This window comes from Aeromonas sp. HMWF014 (assembly GCF_963878295.1).
GTDB lineage: Bacteria > Pseudomonadota > Gammaproteobacteria > Enterobacterales > Aeromonadaceae > Aeromonas > Aeromonas popoffii.
Genome location: NZ_CAWNYS010000288.1, coordinates 1 through 11207, shown reverse-complemented (window position 1 = coordinate 11207; position 11207 = coordinate 1). Strand labels below are relative to the sequence as shown.

General features: G+C 61.6%; 10 protein-coding genes and 1 pseudogene. 8 read left to right on the top strand and 3 right to left on the bottom strand.

From position 1 onward, the window contains the following. The 6 genes from AAC083_RS12000 to AAC083_RS11975 form a co-directional block, all read left to right on the top strand. The coding region (locus tag AAC083_RS12000; RefSeq protein WP_146181662.1) for a 4Fe-4S binding protein at positions 1-1127 on the top strand (1127 nt) is incomplete at its 5' end. A gap of 9 nt (positions 1128-1136) precedes the next feature. Next, positions 1137-1766 (top strand): TorD/DmsD family molecular chaperone, encoded by a 630-nt coding sequence (locus AAC083_RS11995; protein WP_108536720.1) that lies wholly within the window; start codon positions 1137-1139, stop codon positions 1764-1766. 117 nt (positions 1767-1883) lie between these two features. Then, positions 1884-2087, top strand: a complete 204-nt coding sequence (locus AAC083_RS11990) for a transcriptional initiation protein Tat (protein ID WP_042035160.1) — start codon at positions 1884-1886, stop codon at positions 2085-2087. A gap of 23 nt (positions 2088-2110) precedes the next feature. Then, a complete protein-coding gene (locus AAC083_RS11985) occupies positions 2111-5002 on the top strand; it encodes a formate dehydrogenase subunit alpha (protein ID WP_108536719.1) in 2892 nt (963 codons plus the stop codon). Between the two features lie 4 nt (positions 5003-5006). Further along, on the top strand, positions 5007-5630 hold the full coding sequence (fdh3B, locus tag AAC083_RS11980) for a formate dehydrogenase FDH3 subunit beta (RefSeq protein WP_042035164.1): 624 nt from the start codon (positions 5007-5009) through the stop codon (positions 5628-5630). Further along, positions 5627-6598 carry a formate dehydrogenase subunit gamma gene (locus tag AAC083_RS11975; protein ID WP_108536718.1) on the top strand — a complete coding sequence of 324 codons (972 nt, stop codon included), beginning with the start codon at positions 5627-5629 and terminating at the stop codon, positions 6596-6598. The genes fdh3B and AAC083_RS11975 overlap by 4 nt, the downstream gene beginning before the upstream one ends. Positions 6599-6685: 87 nt before the next feature. Here AAC083_RS11975 and AAC083_RS11970 read toward each other — a convergent pair whose 3' ends face one another. After that, positions 6686-7816: a response regulator gene (locus AAC083_RS11970; RefSeq protein WP_108536717.1), complete on the bottom strand. Its 1131-nt coding sequence runs from the start codon at positions 7814-7816 to the stop codon at positions 6686-6688. A gap of 174 nt (positions 7817-7990) precedes the next feature. Between AAC083_RS11970 and AAC083_RS11965 the strand changes: the two genes are divergently transcribed. Then, a complete protein-coding gene (locus AAC083_RS11965) occupies positions 7991-8407 on the top strand; it encodes a PPC domain-containing protein (protein ID WP_108536716.1) in 417 nt (138 codons plus the stop codon). 215 nt (positions 8408-8622) lie between these two features. After that, positions 8623-10338, top strand: coding sequence for an NAD-dependent malic enzyme (locus AAC083_RS11960; RefSeq protein WP_108536715.1), 1716 nt, complete (start codon positions 8623-8625; stop codon positions 10336-10338). Positions 10339-10392: 54 nt separating this feature from the next. On the opposite strand, the gene AAC083_RS11955 is transcribed toward AAC083_RS11960, so the two are convergent. Both AAC083_RS11955 and AAC083_RS11950 read right to left on the bottom strand, forming a co-directional pair. Then, complete coding sequence (locus AAC083_RS11955) at positions 10393-10734, bottom strand: RT0821/Lpp0805 family surface protein (RefSeq protein ID WP_108536714.1); 342 nt, start codon at positions 10732-10734, stop codon at positions 10393-10395. After that, positions 10731-11207 (bottom strand): annotated as a pseudogene (locus AAC083_RS11950) (hypothetical protein); the annotation flags it as partial. The pseudogene AAC083_RS11950 and the gene AAC083_RS11955, both read right to left, overlap by 4 nt.

The window sequence follows — 11207 nt, the reverse complement described above, 5'->3', positions numbered from 1 at the left end:
ACCCCGAGGCCTGCGCCTTTACCGCTCGTGGTGTGCCCGGTTGCAGCCGCTGCCTCGATGTCTGCCCGACCGATGCGCTCAAGCCCATCAATGGTCGCATCCAGATCGATCCGCATCTCTGTCAGGGCTTTGGCAGCTGTGCCACTGCCTGCCCGACCGGGGCGATTGCCTATCACCAGCCCGATGCCAACACCAGCGGCGACTACCTGCTGCGCCTGCTCAAGCACTACCGGGAGGCGGGGGGCGACGCGCCTCAACTGCTGATCGCAGCTGAAAACGAGCGCGAATGGGTGGAGACGGAACTCACCCGTTTGCCCGCCAACTGGCTGCCGGTCTGGGTGGAGGAGAGCGCGAGTTTAGGCATCGAGAGCTGGTTCGCCGCGCTCGCCTATGGCGCCAGCGCTGTGCGCATTGCGCTCGGTGACGATGCCCCAGCCAGCGTGCGGGCATTGGTTGAGCGGGAACTGGCGAGCGCTGCCGTGCTGCTGGCGGGCGCCGGTCTTGCTGCCGATCGCATTGCATTGTTTAACCCAGATGCCGAAACAGATAAGCCGATCTCCTGTGAGCCAGCCGTTGCTCTGCTGGAGAAGCCGCTCAAGGGAGACAAACGGGAGAACCTGTTTGCCGCCTTCGATGCCCTCTGGCAGGCCAACGAGGGGCGCCGCGAGCCGCTGGAGGTGCCCCACGGCGCCCCTTACGGCAGCGTGGAACTGAAAGAAGCTGACTGCACCCTCTGCATGGGCTGCGTGGCGGTCTGCCCGAGCCGCGCCCTGCATGCGGTGGGACACACGCCTGGCCTCAACTTTATCGAGCAGGACTGCATCCAGTGCGGCATGTGCGAAAAAGCCTGCCCCGAGCAGGCCATAGTGCTGGCGCCCCGCCTGCAACCTGTACCCGAGGCGCGTCGCGCCGTGCAGAGCCTGAAAGCCGAAGAGGCTGCCTGCTGCATTCGCTGCGGCAAGCCGTTTGCGCCAGCTTCCCTCATTCGTCGCATCCAGCAAAAGCTGGCCGGTCACTCCCACTTCCAGAATGAAGCCGCAGCGCGGTTGCTGATGTGTGAGGAGTGCCGGGTCAAGGATGTGTTTACGGCGCTGGCGGCGGATCCTGCCGCCCAGCTCAAGATATGAGGGCCTGTGATGAGTGAACAACCGAATAGCTATACCGCACTGAATGCAGGCGAACTGACCATGACAGATCTGGATCGCAATAGCGCCGACATGTATGCCCTGCTGGCGAGCCTCTGGCGCGCTGCCCCCCGTGGCGAACAGCTCGGCTGGCTGCAAGGGTTGCAGCCGATGCCGGGCCCCTTTGCCAGAGGGCTGGTGCTGGTGCAGCTGGCGGCCAGCAGCCACCACGAGAATGAGCTTGCCGAAGAGTATCAGGATCTCTTTATCGGGCTGGGGCGCGGGGAAATCGTGCCGTTTGCCTCCTGGTATCTCACCGGCTCCCTGATGGAGCTGCCGCTGGCGGTGCTGCGCGCCGACCTCCAGTCGCTGGGTTTCGAGCGCCAGAGCGGGGTATGCGAGCCGGAAGATCATCTGGCCGCCCTGTGCGAGGTGATGGCGGCATTGATTGGTGAGCAGCACCCGGATCGCAACCGCTTCTATGAACGCCATCTGGCCCCCTGGGTACTTGTCTGTTGCCGCGATCAGCAACAGGCGAAAGGGGGCAGCTTCTACCGGGCCGTCGGGGCCCTTGCCGAAGATTTCTTCACACTGGAAAACGAATTGCGCCTGCCGTTTGGCGCCTGCGTGGTGATGGGTTGAACGCCCCTATCTGTGCATCATAAGAGCTGCGCATGACAAAACGAGCAGATGAGATATCCCATTGGACGCGAAGCTGGCGCGCAGGCGCCGGCAAGTACAAAAACAGAGGTCACAAGAATGAGTGATGAAAAGCTGAAAGACCCGTCCCGCCGCCATCTGATCAAGGGAGTTGGCGTGGTCGCCACCATAGGCGTGCTGGCCGGTGCCACCGGTCGGGTGGTGGGCAAAGAGGTGCTGACCCACGACACCGAGCCTGACAAGGGCTATCGGGAGACCCCCCATGTTCACGACTTTTATCGCACCCTGCGCGGCACTGACTAAGCCGGATCAGTGAAGGAGAATTCATGAAACTGACAAAACGTGCCGAGCTGGTCAAGGCGAGCGAGCAGGGCCACTTGCAAAGTAATGCAGCCGCATCCCGCGGTCAGGGGCTGACCCGCCGTGCCTTTATGGTCAACTCAGGTCTGGTGGCCGGTGGCGCCGTGGCGGCCGGTTGGCTGGCCCCTGCCATGATGCAGCGGGCCGAGGCCAAAACCGTGGCAGCCGAGGTGCCGGTCGAGGTGAAGCGCACCATCTGCTCCCACTGCTCGGTGGGCTGCGGCGTCTATGCCGAGGTGCAAAACGGCGTCTGGACCGGTCAGGAGCCGGCCTTCGATCACCCCTTCAACCTTGGCGGTCACTGTGCCAAGGGGGCGGCCCTGCGCGAGCATGGCCACGGCGAGCGTCGCCTCAAGTACCCGATGAAACTGGTGGGTGGCAAGTGGCAGCGCATCAGCTGGGATCAGGCCATCGAAGAGGTGGGCAATGAAGTGCTGCGCCTTCGCAAGGAGTCCGGCCCCGATAGCGTCTACTGGCTTGGCTCTGCCAAGCACTCCAACGAGCAGGCCTACCTGTTTCGCAAGATGGCGTCCCTGTGGGGCACCAACAACGTGGATCACCAGGCGCGGATCTGCCACTCCACCACGGTCGCTGGCGTAGCCAACACCTGGGGCTACGGCGCCATGACCAACAGCCTGAACGACATGCACAACAGCAAGTCGATCATGTTTATCGGCTCCAACCCGGCGGAGGCCCACCCGGTCGCCATGCAGCACATCCTGCTGGCCAAAGAGCGCAACGGCTGCAAGATCCTGGTGGTTGACCCGCGCCGCACCCGCACTGCCGCCAAGGCGGACATGTACCTCTCACTGCGTCCGGGCACAGACGTCGCCTTTATCTGGGGCATGCTCTGGCACATCTTCAAGCACGGCTGGGAAGATAAAGAGTTCATCCGCACCCGCGTCTACGGCATGGACGAGGTGCAAAAAGAGGTAGCGCGCTGGACCCCGGCGGAAGTGGAGCGGGTGACCGGCCTCAACGAACAGCAAGTGCACGATGCTGCCAAGCTGCTGGCCGACAACCGTCCCGGCTGCGTGGTCTGGTGCATGGGCGGCACCCAGCACACCACCGGCAACAATAACACCCGCGCTTACTGCATCCTCGAACTGGCCCTCGGCAACGTGGGCAAGAGCGGAGCGGGCACCAACATCTTCCGCGGTCACGACAACGTGCAGGGTGCCACTGACTTTGGCGTCACCTCCGACTCCCTGCCCGGTTACTACGGGCTGGAAGAGGGCTCCTGGAAGCACTGGGCCCGGGTGTGGGATGTGGATTACGAGTGGATCAAGGCCCGTTTCGACAACAAGGCCTACAACGGCAAGCTGCCGATGAACAACAACGGCATTCCGGTCTCCCGCTGGGTGGACGGGGTGCTGGAGAACGCCGATCTTATCGAGCAGGGCTCCAACATCCGCGCCATGTTCTACTGGGGCCATGCGGTCAACTCCCAGACTCGCGGCCCGGAGATGAAAAAGGCGATGCAAAAGCTCGACATGATGGTGATTGTCGACCCGTACCCCACAGTCGCTGCCGTCATGAACGATCGCACCGACGGTGTCTACCTGCTGCCGGCCACCACCCAGTTCGAGACCTATGGGTCCGTCACCGCCACCAACCGCTCCATGCAGTGGCGCGACAAGGTGATAGAGCCCCTGTTCGAATCCAAGGTCGATCACGAGATCATGTATCTCCTGAGCAAGAAGCTCGGCTTTGCTGATGAGCTGTTCAAGCACATCAAGGTGGCGAACAACCAGCCGCTCTTGGAAGACATCACCCGCGAATACAACCGCGGCATGTGGAGCGTGGGCTACACAGGCCAGAGCCCGGAGCGGCTCAAGGCGCACCAGCAGAACTGGCACACCTTCCACAAGACCAACCTCAAGGCCGAGGGCGGCCCGGTCAGTGGCGAAGTGTATGGTCTGCCCTGGCCCTGCTGGGGCACCCCGGAGATGAAGCACCCCGGCAGCCACATCCTCTACGACACCAGCATTCCGGTCTCCGAAGGGGGCGGCGGTTTCCGTGCCCGTTTCGGCATCGAGTATCAGGGCGTGTCACTGCTTGCCGAAGACTCCTGGCCGAAAGGGAGCGAGGTAGAAGACGGCTATCCCGAGATCACTGCCGATCTGATGAAGCAGCTCGGCTGGTGGGATGAGCTGAGCGAGGCCGAGAAGAAAGAGGCCGAGGGCAAGAACTGGAAGACCGACCTCTCCGGCGGCATCCAGCGGGTTGCCATCAAGCATGGCTTCGTCCCTTACGGCAACGCCAAGGCGCGCTGCGTGGTGTGGACCTTCCCGGATCAGGTGCCCAAGCACCGCGAGCCGCTCTACACCCCGCGCCGGGATCTGCTGGCCGACTACGCCACCTGGCCCGATTCGAAGAGCCTGTGGCGCCTGCCGACCCAGTACGCCTCGGTGCAGGAGAAGGACGTCAGCAAGGCGTTCCCGATCATCCTCACCTCCGGCCGTCTGGTGGAGTACGAGGGGGGCGGCGACGAGACCCGCTCCAACCCCTGGCTCGCCGAGCTGCAGCAGGAGATGTTCGTCGAGATCAACCCGGCGGATGCCAACGACGTCGGCGTGCAGGATGGTCAGGATGTGTGGGTCGAGGGGCCGGAAGGGGGCCGGGTCAAGGTGAAGGCGCTGGTGACCCCGCGGGTCAAGCCGGGGCTCGCCTTTATGCCGTTCCACTTCGGCGGCCACTTCGAGGGCAAGGATCTGCGATCCAAATATCCGCAAGGGTCTGATCCTTATGTACTGGGTGAATCGGTCAACATAGTCACCACCTATGGTTATGACCCTGTCACCCAGATGCAGGAGACCAAGGTCACCCTGTGCCGTTTTCGCAAAGTAGGAGCCTGACCCCATGGCCAGAATGAAATTCATGTGTGACACCAAGCGCTGCATCGAGTGCAACGGCTGTGTGACGGCGTGCAAGAACGAGAACGACGATGCCCTCGAGTGGGGTATCCAGCGGCGCCGGGTGGTGACCCTCAACGATGGCCTGCCGGGTGAGACCTCCATCTCGGTGGCCTGCATGCACTGCACCGATGCCCCCTGCATGGCGGTCTGCCCAGCCGACTGCTTCTATCACACCGACGACGGTATAGTGCTGCACAACAAGGATCTCTGCATCGGTTGTGGCTACTGCCTGTTTGCCTGCCCGTTCGGTGCGCCCCAGTTCCCGAAAACTGCTGCCTTTGGCGATCGCGGCAAGATGGACAAGTGCACCTTCTGCGCCGGTGGCCCGGAAGAGGATCACAGCGAGGCGGAGCGCCAGAAGTACGGTGCCAACCGCATCGCCGAGGGCAAGCTGCCCATGTGTGCCGAGCTCTGCTCCACCAAGGCGTTGCTGGCGGGGGATGCGCAGGTGATCTCCGACATCTTCCGTGAGCGGGTCGCCTATCGCGGGGCCAAGGAGGCGGGCTGGGGTAACGGCGATGAGCTGTTCCATGATGCCAGCAAGGCGGGCAAGGGAGGGGCAGCATGAAAACCTGGCTAATGGCCCTGTTTGCTGCCCTGCTGCTGGTGAGTACTGCAAGTTTCGCCGATGCCGAGCAAGAGGCTGTCGGCTTTGCTGGCGCCGATTACTGGCGGGCGGTGAAGGATGGGCAGGAGGGGGTGACCACCTCCCGCTCGCCGGAGCACGGGGTGCTGATCTCGGTGCCGGGTCAGCTCTGGTTTGAGGTGAAGACCAAGTGGGTGTCACCGCTCGGCGCTATCGCCATTTTTGGATCCTTGGCCATGTGTGGCCTGATGTACCTGGTCGTGGGGCAGACCAAGCTCTCCAAACCGCGCACCGGGCGCAAGCTCAAGCGCTGGAGCAGGCTGGATCGGGCGCTGCACTGGACCACGGCGGCCATGTTCCTGACCCTGTCGGGGTCGGGGCTGGCCATCATCTACGGCAAGTATTTTATCAAGCCGGTGGTGAGCCTCGGGGTATGGGAGAACTGGATCTGGTTCGCCAAGGTGTTCCACAACTACGTGGGGCCGCTCTTCTTCCTCTGCCTGATGGGGGTGCTCATCAAGTGGTTCCGCCACAACATCGTCAACATGGTGGATGTGCAGTGGTTCATGAAGGCGGGCGGCATGCTGGGCCCCCACAAGGGGAGTCACCCCTCGGCGGGCTTCTCCAACGGCGGCGAGAAGGCGATCTTCTGGCTGCTCATCTGGTTTGGCGGCATCGTAGTGGCGACCGGGCTGTTTCTGGACTTCCCCATCTTCGGCCAGCTGCGCCGCCAGATGGAGTGGGCCAGCTTTATCCATATCGTAGGCGCCTTGATCCTTATCTGCGGTTTTATCTTCCATATCTACATGGGCCTGTTCCAGTTGGAAGGGGCGCTGGAGGGGATGGTGACGGGCGAAGTGGACGAGACCTGGGCCAAGGAGCACCACGACCTCTGGTATGAAGAGGTAAAGCATCAGCTCGATGAGCCCAAGGCGGGCAAGTCCGGCTGAGACCTGATGAAGGGATGAAACATGAAAGGACGCCGAGGCGTCCTTTTTTATTGTCTGTTCCTGATTGTCTCGTCAACGCAAGCCTCTTTACAGGGGCGGCTGCAGGGGGAGCCTGATCTGGTATGTCAGCCCCTGGCCGGGCGGGCTGGTGACGGTCAGTTGGCCGTGCAGGTTGTTCTCCACCAGGTTGTGGATGCGGCAGGCGCTCAGGCCGCAGTGGCTGGTGCTGCCGCGCAGGGTGGTGAAGAAGGGTTCGAACAGGCGGGGCAGCTGTTCGGCCGTCATGCCGGGGCCCGAGTCCCGATAGGTCAGCAGCAGCTCGTTGCCGCTTTGCGCTATGTTCAGGCCTAAGCTGTGTGGCCCAGGCCCCTTGAAGGCGTGATCCATGCTGTTCTTGATGAGTTCATGCACCAGATCGAGAAACAGCGACTCGGGGGCGATCAGGGTCACCTCCTCACCGCCGAGATCCGGGTTGACCCTGGCGATGAGAAACTCGGGTGAGAAGGCTTGCAGTAGTTTGCCCAGGCTTTTTTGCACCGGGAAGTGGAGGGCTGGCAGCTCGTGTTGATCCCGGGTCAGCTCTTTGAAGCGGGTGATCAGCAGGGCGACCCGGCGCAGGCTGGATTCGACCAGCTCTGATCCCTCCTTGATGTCGGTGAGCTGCTGGTGGAGCAGGCGCTGGCCCAGCATGCCGTTTTGCACCGCATTCGCCAGCAGATCGCCCGCGCCGTGGATCATGCTGGAGGCCGTGATGCCGATGCCAACCGGGGTATTGATCTCGTGGGCAATTCCGGCCGTGAGCTGGAACAGGCTCTGGTAGAGCTGCACCTTGGCCTGCTGGCGGCTCAGATCCTTGAGGCGCAGCTGGTTTTGCACCCGGGCCAGCACCTCAAGCTGTTGAAACGGCTTGGAGACATAGTCGCAGCCGCCCGCCTGAAAGGCCTGTTCGAGGGCGCTGATCTCGTTGTTAGCACTGATGAAGAGGACGGGCAGGCACCACTGGCCCGGCAACTGCTTGATGCGGCGGCACGCTTCATAACCATTCATCACCGGCATGTTGATGTCCATCAACACCAGCGCGGGAGGGGACCGGGTGGCCGCATCCAGCGCCTGCTGTCCATCGGTCGCCTCGCGCACCGGGTAACCCGCCTCTTCCAGCAGGCAGCGCAATATGTAGCGGTTGGATGCCATGTCATCGACGATCAGGATATCACTCATAGTGCGGCTTCCCGGAATAGGGGGAGATAACCCCTGCTGTGGGTTTGCTGTTGAGCATAGTTGTCCGCCATATTCATTGCGTTGACAACCCTTTGGCATCGTCAAATCGTGTGGTTTTTACGCAGGGGCGAGCAACAGTAAGGGCGGTTTCGTTTATTAACGAGGAGAACAAGGATGAAGAGAACATTGCTGGTAGCCATCTGTTCATTTGGTCTGCTGGGGGGAATGGCATCCGGGGTCGTGCAGGCGGCCGATGACATCAAGACCCAGCAGGTGCAGTTCAAGAAAGGGGAGTCCGGTGCCATCATCAAGGGTACGATCCAGGGGCATGAGACGCTGGACTACACACTGACCGCCAACAAGGGCCAGAGCATGGCGGTGACCCTGACGGGAAAATCGAGCACCTATTTCAATATCTTGCCACCGGGCAGCACGGGGGAGGCGATATTTATCGGTTCCAGCGAGGGCAACAATTTCCAGGCAAACCTGCCAGCCAAGGGGACCTACACCATTCGGGTCTACCAAATGGGCGCTGCCGAAACCAGCAAGGCCAAGCATGCCTTCAAATTGGAGGTGAACATCATCGATTGAGTCTTTAACTGCCATGGAAATGAACACACGGTGGCTGCGGTCGCCGTGTTTGTTTCAGGTTGTACTCCGGCTCTGCGCCCGGCCTGATCATGTTTTTGGCCGCAGGGTATGCCCGAGCTCACAAAACGAAACAACCAAACGTCATATGATTGATTTCATTATGAGTCTTGCTCTCCTGCCGAACGGCAATTTCACGTAAATCAAAGAGAACGACTATGGCTACCGGACAATATCTGCTGTGGAAAGATGCACAGGGACAGGATTTTCGCCCCGTTGCACTGACTGGCACTGATCTGCTCAACGATCGCAACCTCAACAAGGGCACTGCCTTCACCGAACAGGAGCGCGCCGACTTCGAGCTCGACGGCCTGTTGCCTCCTCAGGTTCAAACCTTTGAGGCCCAGCTGGAGCGGGTCTATCAGGGCTTCTTGAGCGCCTGCAGCGACATCGAGAAGTACCAGAACCTGCGTGCCCTGCAGGATCGCAATGAAACGCTGTTTTATGCCCTGCTATCGCGGCACGTGGAAGAGATGACTCCCATCATCTACACCCCGACCGTCGGCAAGGCGTGTCAGGAGTTCAGCCACCGCTATCAGAAGGCGCGCGGTCTTTATATCACCCCGAAAAACGTCGAGGAGATGGGCTCACTGGCCCGTCAGCTGGACGCAAAATCGGTGCGCATCATAGTGGTGACCGACAGCCAGGGCATCCTGGGGATAGGTGACCAGGGGGTGGGTGGCATGGGGATCCCCATCGGCAAGCTCTCCCTCTATACCCTGGCGGCCGGTATCCACCCCGCCTGCTGCCTGCCGATCGCCCTTGATGTAGGGACCGACAATCAGGCCCTGCTGGATGATCCCATGTATCTGGGTCAGCCTCACAAGCGCATCCGTGGCAAGGAGTATGACGACTTCATCGACAAGTTCGTGGCCGGAGTCAAGCGCCACTTCCCGAACGCCGTGCTGCAGTGGGAAGACTTCAGCAAGTCCAATGCCTTCAACAATCTCTCCCGCTACCAGCAATCCCTGCCGTCGTTCAACGACGATATTCAGGGCACGGGCGCCGTGGTACTGGCCGGTATCATAGGGGCGGTCAAGGTCAAGGGGGAGACTCTGGGTCAGCAGAACTATCTGGTCTATGGCGCTGGCGCCGGCGGGGTAGGGGTTGCAGATCAGATCTGCGCGGGCATGATCCGCGAGGGACTGGACCCGCAGGCGGCCCGCGATCGTATCTATATCCTGGATACCCAGGGGCTGGTGTGTGACAACCGCGATGGCCTTGACGAGTACAAGCGCCGTTACGCCAAGCCGGGTCTGCTGCTGGCTGGCTGGGATACCGAAGTGCCCGGCAGGGCCAACCTGACCGACGTGCTGCGCCATGTGCCCATCACAGTGCTGCTCGGCACCAGCGGTGCCGGTGGCGCCTTCAAGGAGGAGCACGTGCAACTGATGCAAAAGCACTGTGCCCGTCCCATGGTGTTCCCGCTCTCCAACCCGACTGCCAACTGTGAAGCATTGCCGGAAGACATCTACCGCTGGAGCCAGGGCAAGGCCATCGTCGCCACCGGCAGCCCGTTCAAGGACGTGACCTTTGATGGCAAGGATTACCGCATCGGCCAGGGCAACAACGTCTTTATCTTCCCCGGGGTGGGGCTGGCCGCCATCGTCAGCCAGCTGAGCGAGATCAGCCCGGATATCTTCACCACGGCCGCTTTTGCGCTGGCCGAGTGCGTGAACGAGGTGGATCTGGCACAAGGTTCCGTCTATCCGCGGATCCGCGAGCTGCGCAACATCTCGGTGCACGTGGCGACCTCCGTGCTGAAAGACATAGTGCGCAAGGATCCATCCCACCCGCTGATCGGGCAGGATCTGCAGCAGCATATCCTGAGCCACATGTGGGAACCGCTCTACCTGCCTTATCGCCGGGTATGACGGCCGAAAGCGTGAGATGAAAGGGGGTGGCCGTCAGGCCACCCCCTTTTTTCGTCAGCTGCGCAGCGGCAGCCAGTGTCCATCCTTGCTGCGGCAGGCGGTATCTTCCCACTGCTGGCTTTCCTGGCCTATATAGAGCTGCTCGCGATAGTCGCGACACCAGAGGCCATTGGGGTGGCGGAAGGTGCGCAGCGGCGTGACACTGCCACTGTGACGGTTAGCGGCATTGAACCAGGTGAGGCTCTGCCCTTTGGGGCGGGTTTGCAGCGCCCCTGCCAGCGCCTGATTGGCCAATACCACATCGGCCTTGTCCATCTGGTGGTAAAGCGGTGGGCTGTCGACCGTGGCGCAGCCAGTGAGGCCGAGCAGGAGGAGTGGTAACAGATAACGCATTATGGTTGCCCCTGTTCACGAAAACTGCGGTTGAGCAGAGCACGCTCCTGCTCATCGGTAAGCACTTGCTTACGATCATCGATGGTGCCATCGCCCCGCAGCTTGTTGCCGTTGGCATCGACGGTATCCACACCGTTATCATCGATGGTGCCGTCGCCCCGCAGCTTGTTGCCGTTGGCATCGACGGCGTCCACACCGTTATCGTCGATGGTGCCGTCGCCCCGCAGCTTGTTGCCGTTGGCATCGACGGCATCCACACCGTTATCATCGATGGTGCCGTCGCCCCGCAGCTTGTTGCCGTTGGCATCGACGGCATCCACACCGTTGTCGTCGAGGCCGTTGCCAAGGCCGCGTCCACCAGCATGATGATCCCCTCCGGCGTGACGATCTCCTCCGGCGTGTTCACCGCCGCCATTGTCATCACTACCCTGGCTACCCCCGTCGCTACCGCCACTGTTGTCGCTGCCGCCACTGTT

Excerpts from the sequence above, each read along its gene's own strand:
- AAC083_RS11990 (WP_042035160.1), top strand. The coding sequence starts at position 1,884 with ATGAGTGATGAAAAGCTGAAAGACCCGTCCCGCCGCCATCTGATCAAG.
- AAC083_RS11965 (WP_108536716.1), top strand. The coding sequence starts at position 7,991 with ATGAAGAGAACATTGCTGGTAGCCATCTGTTCATTTGGTCTGCTGGGG.
- AAC083_RS11995 (WP_108536720.1), top strand. The coding sequence starts at position 1,137 with ATGAGTGAACAACCGAATAGCTATACCGCACTGAATGCAGGCGAACTG.
- AAC083_RS11970 (WP_108536717.1), bottom strand. The coding sequence starts at position 7,816 with ATGAGTGATATCCTGATCGTCGATGACATGGCATCCAACCGCTACATA.
- fdh3B (WP_042035164.1), top strand. The coding sequence starts at position 5,007 with ATGGCCAGAATGAAATTCATGTGTGACACCAAGCGCTGCATCGAGTGC.
- AAC083_RS11985 (WP_108536719.1), top strand. The coding sequence starts at position 2,111 with ATGAAACTGACAAAACGTGCCGAGCTGGTCAAGGCGAGCGAGCAGGGC.
- AAC083_RS11960 (WP_108536715.1), top strand. The coding sequence starts at position 8,623 with ATGGCTACCGGACAATATCTGCTGTGGAAAGATGCACAGGGACAGGAT.
- AAC083_RS11975 (WP_108536718.1), top strand. The coding sequence starts at position 5,627 with ATGAAAACCTGGCTAATGGCCCTGTTTGCTGCCCTGCTGCTGGTGAGT.